The sequence below is a fragment of the Phaeobacter sp. QD34_24 genome, assembly GCF_028890115.1.
GTDB lineage: Bacteria > Pseudomonadota > Alphaproteobacteria > Rhodobacterales > Rhodobacteraceae > Phycobacter.
Genome location: NZ_JARCJD010000002.1, coordinates 20,901 through 36,771, shown reverse-complemented (window position 1 = coordinate 36,771; position 15,871 = coordinate 20,901). Strand labels below are relative to the sequence as shown.

Genomic DNA, 15,871 nt, shown 5'->3' with positions numbered 1-15,871 from the left:
GCGCGCCTAGCGTGCCCGCATGACTGAAGATCGCCCCCTCCTTGGCATTGTCCTGATGCTTGGTTTCTGCGTCCTCGCGCCCTTGGGCGATGCGGTGGCGAAGCTGCTGGGTGGGCATATGCCGCTGGGAATGCTGATCTTTGTCCGGTTTGCCGCCCAAGTCATCCTGCTGGTGCCCCTGGTCTGGGGCGGGCAGCGCCTGTGGCGGATGAAGGGCCGCGTGTTGCGGCTGACCTTTCTGCGCACGCTTTTACATATCGGCGGCATCGGTGCGATGTTCACCGCGCTCAAACACCTGCCTCTGGCGGATGCGGTGGCGATTGCCTTTGTGATGCCCTTCATCATGTTGCTGATCGGCAAATTCATCCTCGACGAAGAGGTCGGTGCCCGGCGGATCATTGCCTGTATCGTCGGTTTTGGCGGCACCCTCCTGGTGATCCAACCGAGTTTCGCCGCGGTTGGCCTGCACGCACTCTGGCCCCTCGCCGTTGCGGTGATCTTTGCCTTCTTCATGATGGTGACCCGGCAGATCGCCAAGGAAACCGATCCGATCGGCCTGCAGGCGGTGTCTGGCGCCATGGCCTGTGCCCTGCTGGCGCCACTGCTGCTGATCGGCGATGCCTTTGATATCGAGGGGCTGGAGATCGTCGCGCCGGACCTGTGGATCAGCTTTCTGATGGCCAGCATCGGGGTGCTTGGCACCGGCGCGCATCTGTTGATGACCTGGAGCCTGCGCTACGCCCCCGCCGCCACGCTGGCCCCGATGCAATACCTGGAGATCCCGGTTGCCACCCTGTTCGGCTGGCTGATCTTCTCCGAATTCCCCAACAGCATGGCCGCCGCCGGGATCGTCATCACGGTGGCCGCCGGGCTATATGTGATCCTGCGTGAACAGGCCGTGGCCCGCCGGGCCGCAAAAGACGCTATGCCGCAATCGCCCGCATGAGCGGCGCAAGATAGCGCCGTGGCACGATGCCCAGCAGACCGGGCCCATCCGGTTCCAGCCAGATCGCGCCCTCGGCCCGGTTCGACGTGCCGATCCGGCTGGTCGGGCACATCTTCAGGCCTTCGATGGGCCAGACCAGCCCGCCCGAACGCCCGGTCACCGGTTGCATCGGAAACAATGAGACGACCTCTCCCGGCTGCATCGGCAGGTCGATGCGCCGGGTCAGGTGAAACACCAGCTCATTGGCGCCAATCAGGATGCAGGGGCTTCGCCCCGGCTGGATCAGCGTGTGGAAGGCCGCCAGCTGGTGATCGACCCGCGCGCCCAGAAAGCCCGCGCCCAGCACCACCGGCGCCCGGATCGAGCGCAGCGCCTTGTCGAAATCGGTGGTGTCCTGTTCGGGCAGATGAAAGAGAACCTCCGGCGGCATCCCCCGGTGCACAGGTTCTGGCAGCGAATCGAAATCCCCGATCACCGCCTGTGGCACATAGCCCTGCTCCAACGCCTGTGCCGCGCCGCTGTCGGCCGCCACCAGCACCGGCGCCAGGGCCAGAGCCTCCTGCAGATCCCGTTTTTCCAGATGGCCACCGCCGACCAATGTCACCGGCCCGGCCTCGTCAACAATCAGCTTCTTCATGCGGGGATTTCTCGCAGATCTGGAAACAGGTCACAATCTAAACACAAAATGATACGATCAATTGCACGGATTCGCGCAGAATTTGTCGTTGCTGCTCCATAGTGTGAACGGCGACGACTTAGGTGAGGACGAGCTGCCCATGGTACAAAATAACAAAGTTTTGACCGTTTCCTACGGGACCTTCTCCTGCACGCTAGAAGGGTTCGAGGATTCCTTCGACACCATGAAGGCAATTGCCGAGTATTTTCGGGATCTTGCCGCAGACGACCGATACTTTGGCGCGGAACCGCCGCAGCCCGATGCGGATATGCTCGCCCGGATCGCCCAGCGCGAAATCGCCCGCCAGGTCGAGGCCCGCACCAGCGACACCGGCATCCACCTGCGCGCCGCCACCTCGACACCGCTGCCCCCTGTACCAGCAGATGACCTACCAGCAGATGATGCGGGTTTGAGCGACGCAGACGTATCGTCAGAGGCAGAGCCCGCCACACCCGAAGCAGTAACGCCCGAAGCAGCCACCCCCGAGGAGGAGCTGCAGGCGCCCCGCCCCGATGCGCCCACCCCCGATCCCAGCAAGATCGCGGCCATCTCAGCCGCCGTTGCCGCCCATGCTGCCGAGGCTCAAGCTGTAGAGACGCAAGACGAAGCCGAAGCGGCAGAAACTGATGACACGGATGCAGCTACCGCTCAGGACGCTGAAGAGCGAGAGCTGCAGGAAACCGAAGCGGAACCGGTTACACCGGCGGCACACAAACCCTCGGATAGCGAAAGCATCGCCGCCAAGCTGCGCCGCATCCGGGCCGTGGTCGCCAAGTCGCCGGAACCGGAAGAGGATTTCTCCGAGGACGAGCACGCCGACAGCATCCTGCCCGATAGCGCAGCGCCGGAAGCCTCTGTGGATACCAGCGCAGAGCCTGCCGAAGCCCCGGACCCGGCAGAGGAACAGATCGCAGAGGCTGAGACCCCGCCTGAAGCGGCAAGTGCGACCCACGAGGATGACGAGATCAGCCGCGTCCTGTCGCAGCTCAGCGCGGAAAAAGCCGAAGCGACCGCTGCCGAAGCCAAAGCCGAGGCCCCCGAACCGCCAGCCGAGCAAAGCGCTGCCGAGCCAGAAAAGACGGCCCCGCGCCGCCGCGCACGCATTGTCAAAGTCAAACGCGCCGACTTGGAGCAAGCGGTTGCCTCGGGCGCGCTGGAAGAGGCGTCAAAACCCGCCGAGCCGGAATTCGAAAGCTCGCTTTCGGACGAGGATGAAGATGACCTGATGCGCGAACTGGCAGCGGTCGAGGCCGATCTGCTGGCAGCCTCCTCGGAACCGGAGGCCGAAACGCCCGCTGCAGACCAGGAAACGGCAAACCAGGAAGCCGCGTCCGGTGAAGAGATTGAAGACACCAAGGTCGAGGCAGTACAGACACCGTCCGACAGTGGCCGCCCGGAGCGCCCCGCGCCCGATCTCGCCGACCGCGATGTTTCACGTCTGATGGCCGCAGCCGATGAAAAACTCGGCGCGCCCGAAACCGCCTCTTCGCGGGAAACCTACAATCAGCTGCGCGCCGCCGTTGCCGCGGCACAGGCAGATGGATCCGCAGGCGCCGCTGGCGATGGCGAAGACAGCAAGGCCGCCTATCGCAAGGATCTGGCCGATGTGGTGAAACCTCGGCGCCCCCGCGTCCGCGGCGACAGGGAGGCGCGCAAGCCCGTATCCACCGGACGCCCGGCGCCGCTGAAACTGGTCGCCGAACAACGGATCGATCCCATGCCCGCAGCCCAGGAGAGCGCAGCCCCAAAGGCCCCGGTGCGCCCGCGCCGGATCTCTGTACTGTCGCAGGACAAGCGTTCAGCCGAAGAGGCACAGGCGGGATTTGCGGCCTATGTTCGCGACTGCGGCGCCGTGGAGCTTCCAGACCTTCTGGAGGCCGCCGCCGCCTATATGAGTTTTGTGGAAGGGCGCGATTTCTTCTCTCGCCCGCAATTGATGAACGCGGTTCGCCGCACCGGAGCCGCCGAGTTCAACCGCGAGGACGGGCTGCGCTCCTTCGGCCAGTTGCTGCGCGAGGGCAAGATCGAGCGTTCCGAGAACGGCCATTTTGTCGCCACCGAGGACATCGGCTTTCGCCCCGCCAAACGTGCGGCGGGCTAAGCGGGCCGAACCGTCCCTCCCAAGAACGTAAAAAGGCGGACCCTCAGTGGTCCGCCTTTTCTATGTCATGACTGGTGCCTGCCCTATTGCTGCGGCGGAGTGTCCTCAGCGTCCGGATCGGCTTGGCCGACGCCCCGGAAGACGAACTTGAACGGCAGCACCCAGAGAATGCCAAGGGCCACATAGACCACCAGTTCCAGCCACAGCGGCGGGCGCCCCAGCAGGTTCAGGATGGTCACCGCCACCACGATATAGAGCGGCATGCCCACCAGCAGCAGCACCAGCGACCAGCGGCGGCGCGCCTTGTAGCTGAGACCGGGCTTATCCGCCATCAGTCCGCAAACGGGTCGGTCACCAGAATGGTGTCGTCCCGCTCCGGGCTGGTGGACAGAAGTGCCACCGGGCATTCGATCAGCTCTTCCACGCGTTTGACATATTTGATCGCATTGGCCGGAAGATCGTTCCAGCTGCGCGCGCCTTCGGTGGATTCGGACCAGCCGGGCATTTCCTCGTAGATCGGTGTGCAGCGCGCCTGCTGATCGGCGGCGGTGGGCAGGTAATCCAGGCGTTCGCCGTCCAGATCATAGCCGACGCAGATCTTCAGGGTCTCGAACCCGTCCAGAACATCCAGCTTGGTCAGCGAAATACCGTTGATACCCGAGGTGGCACAGGTCTGGCGCACCAGGCAGGCATCGAACCAGCCACAGCGGCGCTGACGGCCGGTGGTGGTGCCAAACTCGTGGCCGCGCTCACCCAGACGGGCGCCATCCGCATCGGGCTTGCCATCCGGACCAAGCAGTTCGGTCGGGAACGGACCTTCGCCGACGCGGGTGGTATAGGCTTTGACGATGCCCAGCACGTAGTCGATGGAATTGGGACCGATGCCCACCCCCGTTGCCGCCTGGCCTGCAATCACATTGGAGGAGGTGACAAAGGGATAGGTGCCGAAATCGATGTCCAGGAGCGCGCCCTGGGCGCCTTCGAACAGGATCCGCTTCCCGGCTTTGCGTTTCTCGTTCATCACCTTCCAGACCGGCGCCGCATAGGGCAGGATCTGAGGTGCGATCTCTTTCAGCTGCGCGATCAGCGCATCGCGATCGATCGGCTCGACGCCCAGCCCCTTGCGCAGCGGGTCATGGTGTTGCAGGGCGCGGTCTACGCGGGCCTCCAAAGTGGCCGGGTCGGCCAGATCGGCAACGCGAACGGCACGGCGGCCGACCTTATCCTCATATGCCGGGCCAATGCCGCGACCGGTGGTGCCGATCTTGGTGCCCTTGCTGGCGGCCTCTTCGCGGGCGCGGTCCAATTCACCGTGCAGCGGCAGGATCAGCGGGGTGTTTTCCGCGATCATCAGGGTCTCGGGCGTGATATCGACGCCTTGCGCACGCACGGTCTCGATCTCCTTGACCAGGTGCCAGGGGTCCAGCACCACGCCATTGCCGATCACCGAGAGCTTGCCGCCGCGCACAACGCCAGAGGGCAGCGCGTGCAGCTTATAGACCTTGCTGTCGATCACCAGCGTATGGCCGGCGTTATGGCCGCCCTGAAAGCGCGCGATCACATCGGCGCGCTCGCTCAGCCAGTCCACGATCTTGCCTTTTCCTTCGTCACCCCACTGGGCGCCGACTACGACGACATTGGCCATATCAGGTCCTTTACAGCTGTCTCGTTCAAACCCGGGCCGGTATAGCCGCGCTGCAGGTCCAGTGAAACCGGAAATTCACCACTAAGGACCATCGCCCCGGCGTTTCTTGCCTGTTAGCCCTCTGCCAGGCGCACCGGAGCGCCATGCGGCGTGTCCAGATAGGCTTTTTCCCATCCGTTTCGCGTGGCCTCGACCTCTTGCGGGGCGGCAATGCCCTCTTGCGCCAGAATCGCTTCCAGCGTTTCGAGCCATGCGGCGAAATAGTCTTCGCCGCCATTCAGTTCTTTCGACAGGCCATGGCGAGCCAGGGTGGCCGCAAAGCGTTCGACCCATTGCCCCCAGGTGAAGCGACCGGTTTCGTTCAGATGCACGGTCAGGGCAAAGACCTGGGCATGCCAGGGCTGTTCGAAGGCCGGTTCCGGCGCGGTATGGGGGGTGCAATCAGCCATGGCGACACATCAGACCGGGTCCAGATAGCTTTGCCAGAGGTCCAGAACCACCTCGTCTTCCGGGTGTTCCGGGTGACTCCAGAGTTCGCCCGCCGGGAAGGCCACCGCATAAAGCGGCTCTGGCGCCTCTCCCAGCCCATGCGCGGAGCTGTCGGGCAGAACATGGGTCCCATGCAGGCGCAGGATCCGCCCCTGCGCCCCGGTCGCATAAGTGGGCAGCCGGGTATGGCCGCCATTCACCAGCCGGTTGCCGCCGGGGTGGCGCGTGCGCACGGTCTGGCCTTCGACAAACGCAGGCGATGGCCCGCCCTCCCGCGTGGCCGGGCCTCCCCGGGCAAGAACACCGGCCACCGCATCGGCATGCAGGCATTTTTCGGCCAGGGGATGCGGCGCATCGCTGCCCTGCCCAGCCAGATCGTCCTCGCTCAGCACACCCTTCTGCACCAGCAGATCCGCAAGCGCGGCGAGCCAGATCTCGTAGTAGGTGAAACGGGTGTAATCCTGTGGCGACAGCTTTTCGCGCGCATGGCGGGAGGTGTCGAGGTTCCACTGCCCCAGGGCACCGCAGGCCAGCGTCACCGCCAGGGCACGCCCGTGCCACTCGGCGGCAAAGACCGGCGCCTTTGGGGTATCGGGCCGCACCGGCCCGTCGCCGAATCGCCCGCCCATGTCATGCAATCGACTCATGGCGCCTCGGGAGGGGATTTGGGCAGGCCGGTCCCCACCATGCTGTCGCGGGTGACCAGCTCGGCCAGTTGATCCTCGCTGAGCCCTTCGCTGCCTTCGGGACGCATCGGCAGCACCAGGTAGCGCACCTCTGCGGTGGAATCCCAGACCCGCACGCGGGTGCCTTCGGGCAGGATGACGCCAAAATCCAGGAGAACCGCGCGCGGCTCTCGCACCGCGCGGGCGCGGTAGGCATCGGATTTGTACCAGCCGGGCGGGATCCCGAGCAGCGGCCATGGATAGCAACTGCACAGGGTACAGACGACCATATTGTGCTGCTCGGGCGTGTTTTCCACCACGACCATATGTTCGCCCTGCCGCCCATAATAGCCAAGCTCGGCCAGCACCGGGTCGGCATCCGCCAGAAGCACCGCCTTGAAGGCCGGATCACTCCAGGCGCGAGCAACGACACGGGCGCCATTCTGCGGCCCGATCTTGTTCTGGTAGGTGTCGATGATCTCATCCAGCGCCGCCGGATCGATCAGCCCCTTGCGGGTCAGAATCGTTTCCAGCGCCTTCACGCGCAGGGCGGGATCGGGCGGCAACAGGGCGTGTGGGTGATCGGAATGATCATGTGGCATGAAGAAAGAGTGCCCCCGCGATACATCGCCTGTCCAGTCACATTCTGCTCTATGTCGCTTACGGGGCAGAATTTCCCCGCAACGGCAGCGCCCTGTTTCACCTCCCCCGGGCAATGAGTTTCCGCCCCGGGCAACTCCGCCCTTGCCCCTGTCGGTATTCTTGCCTATTTACCGCCCGATACTGAGCCAACCGCTGCAGGGACCCATGGAAAACGTTGTTCTGATCATCCATCTTCTTCTGGCCCTCGGCCTGATTGCCGTGGTGCTGCTGCAGCGTTCCGAAGGCGGCGGTCTTGGCATGGGCGGCGGTGGCGGCGGTGGCGCAATGACCGGACGCGCCGCAGCAACGGCGCTCAGCAAGGTGACCTGGATCCTGGCCATTGCCTTCATCATCACCTCGATCACCCTGACCGTGCTCGCCGCACAGAAATCGGCAGGCTCTTCGGTCACGGACCGGATCACCGCCCCCGCTGGCAATGAGACGGATGTGCAGACACCGGCCGCGCCCCTGGGCAGCGAACTTTTGCCGCCGGCAGAGGGTGACAATGCCCCGCTGGTGCCGAGCGCCGACTAAGCGACGACACGTAAAGCGACTACACCTAGAACACAGAAAAGGAGCCGTAACAGCATCTTGCGGTTCCCTTGCGCCTTTTGGCCGAATCCTTTATACGTAAAGTCCCGTGGTGCTGCGGTTTTCACAAGCCGCCGGGCAGCTGAAATCTGACTTCTCACGGGAGCAGCCGAACACTCATGGCGCGATTTATCTTCATCACTGGCGGCGTTGTTTCTTCGCTTGGCAAGGGGCTGGCATCGGCGGCCCTGGGGGCATTGTTGCAGGCACGCGGATACTCCGTAAGGCTGCGCAAGCTGGACCCTTATCTGAACGTCGATCCGGGCACGATGAGCCCCTTTGAACACGGCGAGGTCTTCGTCACCGACGATGGCGCCGAGACCGACCTGGACCTGGGCCACTACGAACGTTTCACCGGCGTGGCCGCCCGCAAGACCGACTCGGTCTCCTCGGGGCGGATCTACTCCAACGTGCTGGAGAAGGAACGCCGGGGCGACTACCTTGGCAAGACCATCCAGGTGATCCCGCACGTCACCAATGAGATCAAGGACTTCATCTCCATCGGCGAGGATGAGGTCGACTTCATGCTCTGCGAGATCGGCGGCACCGTGGGTGACATCGAAGGCCTGCCCTTCTTTGAAGCGATCCGCCAGTTCAGCCAGGACAAGCCGCGCGGTCAGTGTATCTTCATGCACCTGACGCTGCTGCCCTACATCAAGGCCTCCGGCGAGCTGAAGACCAAGCCGACCCAGCACTCGGTGAAGGAGCTGCGCTCCATCGGTCTCGCACCGGACATCCTGGTCTGCCGTTCCGAAGGACCGATCCCGCAGAAGGAACGCGAGAAGCTGGCCCTGTTCTGCAACGTGCGCCCCGACAGCGTGATCGCCGCGCAGGATCTGAAATCCATCTACGAGGCGCCGCTGGCCTATCACCGCGAAGGCATGGACCAGGCGGTTCTGGATGCTTTTGGCATCGCGCCCGCTCCCAAACCCAACCTCAGCCGCTGGGACGATGTGGCCGACCGCATCTACAACCCCGAAGGCGAAGTGAAGGTCGCCATCGTCGGCAAATACACCCAGCTGGAAGACGCCTATAAATCCATCGCCGAGGCGCTGACCCATGGCGGCATGGCCAACCGGGTCAAGGTCAAGATCGAATGGGTCGATGCGGAACTGTTCGACCGCGAAGACGCCACCCCGCATCTGCAGGGCTTCCACGCGATCCTGGTGCCCGGCGGATTTGGCGAACGCGGCACCGAGGGCAAGATCAAGGCGGCGCAATATGCGCGCGAACACAAGGTGCCCTATCTGGGCATCTGCCTCGGCATGCAGATGGCGGTGATCGAGGCCGCCCGCAACGTGGCCGGTATCGCCGAAGCAGGGTCCGAGGAATTCGACCATGAGGCGGGCGAGAAACGCTTCGAACCCGTGGTCTACCACCTGAAGGAATGGGTGCAGGGCAACCACAAGGTGCAGCGCAAGGCCGATGACGACAAGGGCGGCACCATGCGTCTGGGCGCCTATGATGCGACGCTCACCGAAGGCTCCAAGGTGGCCGCGGTCTACGGCAGCACCCATATCGAGGAACGCCACCGCCACCGCTATGAGGTGGATACCAAGTACAAGGATCAGCTGGAGGCCTGCGGGCTGAAATTCTCCGGCATGTCCCCGGACGGGCGCCTGCCGGAAATCGTCGAATGGAGCGATCACCCCTGGTTCATCGGCGTGCAGTTCCACCCCGAACTGAAGTCCAAACCCTTTGCGCCGCACCCCCTGTTCAAGGACTTCGTGCGCGCCGCCAAGGAAACCTCGCGCCTGGTGTAACCCCTCTGATCCCGCAGATTGAAACGGCAGGCCATCGCGCCTGCCGTTTTGCTATTCGGCAACACGGGCGAAATCCCCACGCTTGTTAGCGCAACCGGTCGTGGCGCCAGTTGTTTCTGCACACGGGCACGGTATAGACGGTTTGAAATAGTCCAACAGTATTCGTGGAGACCCCAACTCATGACGCAAGAGACGTCCACCAAGCAGGAACAGTTTGACCGTATTGCAAATGGCAAGGGCTTCATTGCGGCTCTGGATCAGTCGGGTGGCTCCACGCCCAAGGCACTGACGCTTTATGGCGTGATGGAAGATGCCTATTCCAACGACGACGAGATGTTCGACGAAATCCAGAAGATGCGCGCCCGCATCATCACCGCACCGGATTTCAACAGCGACAAGATCCTTGGTGCCATCCTGTTTGAAAAGACCATGGACAATGCCATCGACGGCATCCAGGTGCCCCAGTACCTGTGGGAGAAATGCGGTGTAGTGCCCTTCCTGAAGGTGGACAAGGGTCTGGCCGATGAACAGGACGGCGCCCAGATGATGAAACCGATGCCGGATCTGGATGCCCTTCTCGCACGCGCCGTGCAGGCGGGTATCTTCGGGACCAAGATGCGCTCGGTCGTGAAAGAGGCCAATGTAGCCGGCATCCGGAATGTCGTGGCGCAACAGTTCGAAGTGGGCAAGCAGATCGCCGCGGCCGGTCTGGTGCCGATCATCGAACCCGAGGTGGACATTCACTCCGCCACCAAAGCCGAGGCAGAGGCCATCCTGAAAACCGAACTCAAAGCCGCCCTGGATGCCCTGCCCTCCGGCACCAAGGTTGCCCTGAAACTCACCATCCCCACCGAACCCGGTCTCTACGACGAGCTGGCCGATCATCCGGAAGTCGTGCGCGTGGTGGCTCTGTCGGGCGGCTACAGCACCGATGATGCTTGCGCCAAGCTCTCGCAAAACACCAAGATGATCGCCTCCTTCAGCCGCGCGCTGACCGAGGGGCTGAATGCCTCCATGAGCGATGCGGAGTATAACGCAGCCCTGGGTGCCAATATCGCAAAGATCTACGACGCTTCGCTGTAAAGCCGTTTTACGTCACATCTTTGGGCCGTGCCTTTCACCGGGCGCGGCCTTTTCCTTTTGTCCCGGTGGATCTCTGCCTATATTGCCTGTGACATTCATTGGCACGCGCATTTCAGGCAGGGAATATCATGGCACAGGGTGACGACGACAAGATCGATGGCCGCTTGCATGGCGAACAGTTCGAGCCGGACGGGGAAGACAGCCTGCCGATGCGCCTGGTCTATATGGTGATGATCTGGGTGATGATCCAATTCGCCCAGACCGTTCTGGGCGTTGTCACTGTTCTGCAATTCCTCGTCATGGCCCTGAACAACAAGCATCCCAATGAACGTATCGCCGATTTTGGCACCGATCTTGGCATCTGGATGGCCAAGGCCGCGCGATACCAGACCGCCGCCAGCAATGTGAAACCCTGGCCCTGGACCGATCTGGACTGACTTACCTGGACCGGCCGATCTGCGCTGCCTCGCCTCAGCGAAAGAGAAAGATCACCAGCACCAGGACGATCACCAAGATCACCCCTCGGATCGCCAGGGAAATCCGGCGACGCAGGGAACTGTGTTTCAGGAATTCAGCCATAGTCGAACCTTTCCGACAGGATGCGATCAGAGGCCGCCCCCCGCGCAATCAGGTGATCCTCCACCGCGTCCATCATGGCAGGCGGACCGCAAAGGACAAACAGCCAGCTGCGGATTTCCTCTTCTGTGAAACAGCGATCCAGCAGCTCCCCGTCAATCATTCCATGCTCTCCCGCCCAGCCTTTGGGCGGTTCGGACAGCACCAGAACCGTGTCCTCGGCCGCCAGTTCCTCGCGGAAGACGATCTGCTCCTCGGCCCGGTTGCCGTAGATGATCCGCAGCTTGCGCGGATCCCCGGTCAGCCGCAACTGGCGCAGGACGCTGAGCATGGGCGCAATGCCAACTCCGCCCGCGATCAGGGCGATGCCCGGCTCATCGCGGCCCTCTACCGTGAGGCTGCCATAGGGCGCGTCGAGATAGGCACGGGTTCCCGGCGCCACCTGATCCAGCGCCCCGGTGAAATCGCCGAGTTCCTTGATCACGAAGGAGACATCAGCTCCGGCATCCGGCGCAGAACTGATCGAAAACGGGTTTTCATGCAGGGAATAGGCCGAATGGCCGATATTGAGCCAGGCGAACTGCCCCGCCTTGTAGTCAAGCCCCGCGTGCCCTTCGGGCGTGACCGTTACGCTCCATTGGCGGGGGGTGAGACGCTTGATCTCCGTCACCCGCCAGGGGCGTGCGCGGGCTGGCTCGATCAGATAGACCCAGATCAGCGAACCGATGGCAGCGGCCACCATCGCCGCCCAGAGCCAGACCATTTCGGCTTCGGCACTGTAGCGCCCGGCACTCAGCGCGTGATGCAACAAAGCGCCCGCGATCAGAACCGCGCCGATCCCGTGCATCAGGCGCCAGGTCTCGTACTTGTAGTCCAGATCGCTGCGATAGACCGCAAGCGCCACCAGCGCGGGCAGCAGGACAAAGGCCAGGATCCCCCCGGCCATGGCGGTCAGATCGGTGCTGACGGTGAGAACCCGCGTGGGATCCCAGGGCCGTGGCCCTCCGACCGCACTTCCGCCGTAGAAGAACGGATGCAGCAGGGCAAACAGCAGCGCCGCCCGCGCCATGACCTGATGAAACCGCATGGTCACATCCATGCCGATCCCCGAGGACACCCGCCGGAACCGGCCCGACAGGACGAACTCCACCAGGATCATGGAGAAGGCCAACATGCCAAACCCGCTGCCCAGCTCTGCCCAGAACGGTCGCGGCGGCCCGCCAAAGATCCAGGAAACGCCCAAGGGAAGCGTGACCACAAGCACGTATAGCAACAAGAGGGCAAATGATGTCATGGGATCCTTCCTGCGCGCATGAGCAGCCCTGGTCCTTGATCCTGCTCAACCTGCGGCATCGGCCTTCTTCCCTCTGGCCCGGTCCGGCGCCTGCCACAGCCCGGCGGTCTGGTGCAGTATCTCGTCGGCACGGGCGGGCACCAACCTGTAAAACACCCAGTTCTTGATCTTCTTGCTGGTCACCAGGCCCGCCTCTTGCAACAGGCGCATGTGATTGGTCACCGTCGGCTGCCGCAAGCCGATCTTTTCTGTGATGAAGCCGACGCAGACACCATCCTTCACCAGATCCCCATCCTGCTGCGGCGGGAAGTGGCATTCAGGATCGCTCAGCCAATGCAGGATCTGCAGCCGGTTTTCATTCGCCAACGCCTTGAGCGGCGCGGCGATTGACAGAAGATTGGCAGGCGTATAGTCAATCATCTATATAGACACCTCACTATGCAGGCATTCATGCCACAGCTACCCCCCTTGTACAACTTCATCCACTGCGATGTCTTCGCCGCCCGTCCCTATGCTGGCAACAGTCTTGCGGTGTTTCCAGACAGCAAAGGCCTGAGACCTGCGCAGATGCTGACCATGACCCAAGAGCTGCGCCACTTCGAATCGATCTTTCTGGATGAGCACGAAGGACATATCAAAGCGCGGGTCTTTGACCTCGTTGAGGAATTGCCCTTTGCCGGCCATCCGATCATCGGCGCCGCCTGTAGCCTGCACCGTGCCAGCGGCGCGCAAGGGACGAAAGAGTGGCGTTTTACTCTGCGCGGGGACCGCAGGGTGCGCATCACCACGACGGCCCGTGCCGGGCGGTATTTCGGCACGCTCGACCAGGGGCGGCCCTGTTTCCTTGCCACCGTGCCCGACAGCCGCCGCGCGGAGTTCGCCCGCGCTTTCAACCTGGCCCCGTCAGACCTGGCGGATCTGCCGCTGGAGGTCATCTCCACCGGATTGAAATACCTCGTGATCCCTGTGAAGGGCGGGTTGGAGCAGGCCCGGATCACCATTCCCGATCTTGAAACACGGCTTCACATACTCGGCGCCGAATTCGCCTATCTCTTTGATGTCACGCGCCTTGAGGGGCGCCACTGGAACAATGACGGGATGATGGAGGATGTGGCCACCGGCAGTGCCGCCGGGGTCATCGGCGCCTATGCGCTGAAACACGGGTTGGTGCCTGCAGACCGCAGCTTTTCCCTGCAGCAGGGGCACTTCATGGATCGGCCCAGCAAGCTGCGGGTGACCCCCTACGGAAGTGCGGCGGGGATCACCCGTGTCACCGTCACCGGAGAAGTCTCTTTCGTCGGAAACGGCGCGCTTGTGGCGCCACCAGCTGCCAGCAGCTGAACCGATCTGCCGGTTTGGCCTGGTGTGCAGGACCAGACCGCCGGTCAGGCGATCTGGCCCAAACGGATCGAATGACGCCGTCTCAATCCTTGAACTGAGGCGCGCGCTTTTGCATCTGGGCGGCGATGGCCTCCATCTGGTTGGGTCTGCCGATCAGGCCAACCTGCTCGCGGCTTTCCTGCATCAGCACGGTGGCACGATCCGATGACTCGGCCACTTCGATCAGCCGCTTGGCCGCGCGGATGCCTTCGGGGTTCTTGCCTGCGATTTCTGCCGCAAGGGCCTGCGCCCGCGCCAGGGGATCCTCGGTCACTTCAGTCACCAATCCCCAGTCCAGCGCCTGCGGCGCCTCGAAGATTTCAGCCGTATAGGTCAGGCGGCGCAGCACGTCGGAGCGCAGGAGGCGCGGCAGCAACGCCATGCCACCCATGTCGGGAACGATGCCCCATTTCATCTCCATCACGGAAAACCGCGCATCCGGTGCCGCAATTCGGATATCGGCGCCCAGCGCCAGTTGCAGCCCCCCCCCGAAACAGACACCGTTGACCGCCGCGATCACCGGCACAGGGACGCGGCGCCAGGCCATGGCGACCTCTTGTACCTCGTTGGCATCCTCATGGCTGCGGGTCATCAGCCACTCTTCGGGGTCCATCTGTCCCATCTTGGCAAAGCTCATCAGGTCGAGACCGGCGCAAAAGCCCTTGCCCTCTCCCGTCAGCACAACCGCGCGCGCCTTGGAGGCGGCAACCTCCTGTCCGGCCGCGACGATCCCCTTGATCATCTCGTCATCCAGCGCGTTCATCTTGTCCCCGCGCGTCAGCGTCACATGGGCGATGTGATCCTTATATTCGACGGATACCCGTGCCATCTGCGGCTCCTCCTGAAATCCCGTTTGCGCCAGACTGCCCCGGAACGCCCCGGTGATCCAGACTAACGCCGGGGCAGATTGGCCTAGCGCCGGATGGGCGGCATATAGGCGCGTGGCAACCGGGCAAAGCCGTCACTGTCCAGCGTCATCACATAGAGCTGATCGCCAACGAGGCGCGCGCCCGTGGTGATGCCGAGCCCCCCGGCCGGATCCTGCAGCGTGCGCAGGATGTTTCCATCCTGATCGAACTGCATGACCATGCCGCGATGGATCGGCGCCGGACGCACCTTTGGACCCAGCCGCCACAGCACCTTGCGCAGGAAGGGATAGGGCATCAGCACCTCGGACGGGACACGCGGGCTGGCGAAGGCCAGCCAGAAGGTGCCATCGCCCTGCGCCTCCAGGTTATCGGGATAGCCCGGCAGGTTGCCCAGGAACAGCTCCTGCTTGCCAGCCTCCGGCCCTTTGAGCCACAGGCGATGCACCCGCGCACGCCCCGTTTCATTGATCAGCAGGAAATCCTCGTCCTGCGACAGGGCCACGCCATTGGTATAGACAAAGCCGGTGGCGATCTTCTCGACCTTGCCATCCGGCGTTCGCCGCGCCACATAGCCGGTATCGGACTGCTCCCAGATGGTCAGCACCGAGGTGGGCTTGGTACCGCCCATGGTTTCGGGATCGAACCGATCCGAGGAGTTGGAGAAATAGATGGTGCCATCGCGCGCCACATCCAGCTGATTGGCATAGATCACCGGCCCGCCATCTATTTCGCTTACCAGGGTTTCCAATGTCCCCGGCCCATTCCAGCGCAGGATCCCGCGGAAACTGTCAGCAATATAAAGCGCGCCATCCGGTCCCGCCTTCAACCCCAGTGGCCGCCCGCCCAGCGCCTCTACCCGTTCCGGCACCTCGCCATCGATACGATAGAGGGTACCCGCCAGATCCGTGGTGTAAACCGTCCCATCCGGCATCACCGCCAGATCCTCGGGGCCGATGGCCCCATCGGGCAGCACCACCTTCTGCGCCGCCTGTAATGCGTTGTTTTCCTCGAACTCCCCGGTGAAGCCCGGCCCCTTGGGCGGATGATAGGCCACCGGATCCACCGGCACCGGCCAGAACAACAGATAAGCCAGCCCCAGCGCCAGCACCCCCAGAACAATACGCATCAGTATCTCTCCCTTAATGGTCGGC

17 protein-coding genes are annotated in these 15,871 nt (G+C 63.2%); 7 read left to right on the top strand and 10 right to left on the bottom strand.

Features of this window, described 5'->3' with window-relative positions; all coding sequences use genetic code 11:
• Positions 1-19 precede the first annotated feature (19 nt).
• A complete protein-coding gene (locus PXK07_RS01855; protein ID WP_274846487.1) occupies positions 20-946 on the top strand; it encodes a DMT family transporter in 927 nt (308 codons plus the stop codon).
• Here the strand turns inward: PXK07_RS01855 and PXK07_RS01850 are convergent.
• Positions 924-1,583, bottom strand: coding sequence for a thiamine diphosphokinase (locus tag PXK07_RS01850; protein ID WP_274846486.1), 660 nt, complete (start codon positions 1,581-1,583; stop codon positions 924-926). The genes PXK07_RS01855 and PXK07_RS01850 overlap by 23 nt on opposite strands.
• A 139-nt stretch (positions 1,584-1,722) precedes the next feature.
• On the opposite strand from PXK07_RS01850, the gene PXK07_RS01845 reads away from it, so the two are divergent.
• Positions 1,723-3,723, top strand: a complete 2,001-nt coding sequence (locus PXK07_RS01845; RefSeq protein ID WP_274846485.1) for a chemotaxis protein CheA — start codon at positions 1,723-1,725, stop codon at positions 3,721-3,723.
• 83 nt (positions 3,724-3,806) lie between these two features.
• Here PXK07_RS01845 and PXK07_RS01840 read toward each other — a convergent pair whose 3' ends face one another.
• The 5 genes from PXK07_RS01840 to nthA all read right to left on the bottom strand — a co-directional run bounded on the left by PXK07_RS01840 (position 3,807) and on the right by nthA (position 7,124).
• On the bottom strand, positions 3,807-4,055 hold the full coding sequence (locus tag PXK07_RS01840) for a DUF2842 domain-containing protein (protein ID WP_274846484.1): 249 nt from the start codon (positions 4,053-4,055) through the stop codon (positions 3,807-3,809).
• Positions 4,055-5,368, bottom strand: a complete 1,314-nt coding sequence (locus tag PXK07_RS01835; protein WP_274846483.1) for an adenylosuccinate synthase — start codon at positions 5,366-5,368, stop codon at positions 4,055-4,057. Before PXK07_RS01835 ends, PXK07_RS01840 begins: the two co-directional genes overlap by 1 nt.
• Before the next feature lie 113 nt (positions 5,369-5,481).
• A complete protein-coding gene (locus PXK07_RS01830; RefSeq protein WP_274846482.1) occupies positions 5,482-5,817 on the bottom strand; it encodes a nitrile hydratase accessory protein in 336 nt (111 codons plus the stop codon).
• 9 nt (positions 5,818-5,826) lie between these two features.
• The gene (gene nthB, locus PXK07_RS01825) at positions 5,827-6,504 is read right to left on the bottom strand and encodes a nitrile hydratase subunit beta (protein ID WP_274846481.1); all 678 of its coding nucleotides are present in this window, start codon (positions 6,502-6,504) and stop codon (positions 5,827-5,829) included.
• On the bottom strand, positions 6,501-7,124 hold the full coding sequence (nthA, locus tag PXK07_RS01820) for a nitrile hydratase subunit alpha (protein ID WP_274846480.1): 624 nt from the start codon (positions 7,122-7,124) through the stop codon (positions 6,501-6,503). Before nthA ends, nthB begins: the two co-directional genes overlap by 4 nt.
• A gap of 205 nt (positions 7,125-7,329) precedes the next feature.
• Between nthA and secG the strand changes: the two genes are divergently transcribed.
• From secG to PXK07_RS01800, 4 genes are all read left to right on the top strand, one after another.
• Positions 7,330-7,698 (top strand): preprotein translocase subunit SecG, encoded by a 369-nt coding sequence (gene secG / locus PXK07_RS01815; RefSeq protein ID WP_274846479.1) that lies wholly within the window; start codon positions 7,330-7,332, stop codon positions 7,696-7,698.
• Between the two features lie 176 nt (positions 7,699-7,874).
• Positions 7,875-9,518 carry a CTP synthase gene (locus PXK07_RS01810; protein WP_274846478.1) on the top strand — a complete coding sequence of 548 codons (1,644 nt, stop codon included), beginning with the start codon at positions 7,875-7,877 and terminating at the stop codon, positions 9,516-9,518.
• A gap of 180 nt (positions 9,519-9,698) precedes the next feature.
• Positions 9,699-10,601, top strand: a complete 903-nt coding sequence (locus PXK07_RS01805; RefSeq protein WP_274846477.1) for a fructose bisphosphate aldolase — start codon at positions 9,699-9,701, stop codon at positions 10,599-10,601.
• Positions 10,602-10,729: 128 nt separating this feature from the next.
• Positions 10,730-11,038, top strand: a complete 309-nt coding sequence (locus tag PXK07_RS01800) for a DUF4389 domain-containing protein (RefSeq protein WP_274846476.1) — start codon at positions 10,730-10,732, stop codon at positions 11,036-11,038.
• 134 nt (positions 11,039-11,172) lie between these two features.
• Here PXK07_RS01800 and PXK07_RS01795 read toward each other — a convergent pair whose 3' ends face one another.
• Both PXK07_RS01795 and PXK07_RS01790 read right to left on the bottom strand, forming a co-directional pair.
• Positions 11,173-12,471, bottom strand: coding sequence for a ferredoxin reductase family protein (locus tag PXK07_RS01795; RefSeq protein WP_274846475.1), 1,299 nt, complete (start codon positions 12,469-12,471; stop codon positions 11,173-11,175).
• 45 nt (positions 12,472-12,516) lie between these two features.
• Positions 12,517-12,891, bottom strand: coding sequence for an ArsR/SmtB family transcription factor (locus tag PXK07_RS01790; protein WP_274846474.1), 375 nt, complete (start codon positions 12,889-12,891; stop codon positions 12,517-12,519).
• Between the two features lie 30 nt (positions 12,892-12,921).
• On the opposite strand from PXK07_RS01790, the gene PXK07_RS01785 reads away from it, so the two are divergent.
• Complete coding sequence (locus tag PXK07_RS01785; protein ID WP_274846473.1) at positions 12,922-13,812, top strand: PhzF family phenazine biosynthesis protein; 891 nt, start codon at positions 12,922-12,924, stop codon at positions 13,810-13,812.
• A gap of 82 nt (positions 13,813-13,894) precedes the next feature.
• Here PXK07_RS01785 and PXK07_RS01780 read toward each other — a convergent pair whose 3' ends face one another.
• Together PXK07_RS01780 and PXK07_RS01775 are read right to left on the bottom strand one after the other, a co-directional pair.
• The gene (locus PXK07_RS01780) at positions 13,895-14,680 is read right to left on the bottom strand and encodes a crotonase/enoyl-CoA hydratase family protein (protein WP_274846472.1); all 786 of its coding nucleotides are present in this window, start codon (positions 14,678-14,680) and stop codon (positions 13,895-13,897) included.
• An 83-nt stretch (positions 14,681-14,763) separates the two neighbouring features.
• A complete protein-coding gene (locus PXK07_RS01775) occupies positions 14,764-15,846 on the bottom strand; it encodes an SMP-30/gluconolactonase/LRE family protein (RefSeq protein WP_274846471.1) in 1,083 nt (360 codons plus the stop codon).
• Positions 15,847-15,871: the final 25 nt, after the last annotated feature.

What these genes read in the sequence shown, in the direction of transcription:
- PXK07_RS01855 (WP_274846487.1), top strand. Translation starts at nt 20, where the DNA reads ATGACTGAAGATCGCCCCCTCCTTGGCATTGTCCTGATGCTTGGTTTC.
- PXK07_RS01850 (WP_274846486.1), bottom strand. Translation starts at nt 1,583, where the DNA reads ATGAAGAAGCTGATTGTTGACGAGGCCGGGCCGGTGACATTGGTCGGC.
- PXK07_RS01845 (WP_274846485.1), top strand. Translation starts at nt 1,723, where the DNA reads ATGGTACAAAATAACAAAGTTTTGACCGTTTCCTACGGGACCTTCTCC.
- PXK07_RS01840 (WP_274846484.1), bottom strand. Translation starts at nt 4,055, where the DNA reads ATGGCGGATAAGCCCGGTCTCAGCTACAAGGCGCGCCGCCGCTGGTCG.
- PXK07_RS01835 (WP_274846483.1), bottom strand. Translation starts at nt 5,368, where the DNA reads ATGGCCAATGTCGTCGTAGTCGGCGCCCAGTGGGGTGACGAAGGAAAA.
- PXK07_RS01830 (WP_274846482.1), bottom strand. Translation starts at nt 5,817, where the DNA reads ATGGCTGATTGCACCCCCCATACCGCGCCGGAACCGGCCTTCGAACAG.
- nthB (WP_274846481.1), bottom strand. Translation starts at nt 6,504, where the DNA reads ATGAGTCGATTGCATGACATGGGCGGGCGATTCGGCGACGGGCCGGTG.
- nthA (WP_274846480.1), bottom strand. Translation starts at nt 7,124, where the DNA reads ATGCCACATGATCATTCCGATCACCCACACGCCCTGTTGCCGCCCGAT.
- secG (WP_274846479.1), top strand. Translation starts at nt 7,330, where the DNA reads ATGGAAAACGTTGTTCTGATCATCCATCTTCTTCTGGCCCTCGGCCTG.
- PXK07_RS01810 (WP_274846478.1), top strand. Translation starts at nt 7,875, where the DNA reads ATGGCGCGATTTATCTTCATCACTGGCGGCGTTGTTTCTTCGCTTGGC.
- PXK07_RS01805 (WP_274846477.1), top strand. Translation starts at nt 9,699, where the DNA reads ATGACGCAAGAGACGTCCACCAAGCAGGAACAGTTTGACCGTATTGCA.
- PXK07_RS01800 (WP_274846476.1), top strand. Translation starts at nt 10,730, where the DNA reads ATGGCACAGGGTGACGACGACAAGATCGATGGCCGCTTGCATGGCGAA.
- PXK07_RS01795 (WP_274846475.1), bottom strand. Translation starts at nt 12,471, where the DNA reads ATGACATCATTTGCCCTCTTGTTGCTATACGTGCTTGTGGTCACGCTT.
- PXK07_RS01790 (WP_274846474.1), bottom strand. Translation starts at nt 12,891, where the DNA reads ATGATTGACTATACGCCTGCCAATCTTCTGTCAATCGCCGCGCCGCTC.
- PXK07_RS01785 (WP_274846473.1), top strand. Translation starts at nt 12,922, where the DNA reads ATGCCACAGCTACCCCCCTTGTACAACTTCATCCACTGCGATGTCTTC.
- PXK07_RS01780 (WP_274846472.1), bottom strand. Translation starts at nt 14,680, where the DNA reads ATGGCACGGGTATCCGTCGAATATAAGGATCACATCGCCCATGTGACG.
- PXK07_RS01775 (WP_274846471.1), bottom strand. Translation starts at nt 15,846, where the DNA reads ATGCGTATTGTTCTGGGGGTGCTGGCGCTGGGGCTGGCTTATCTGTTG.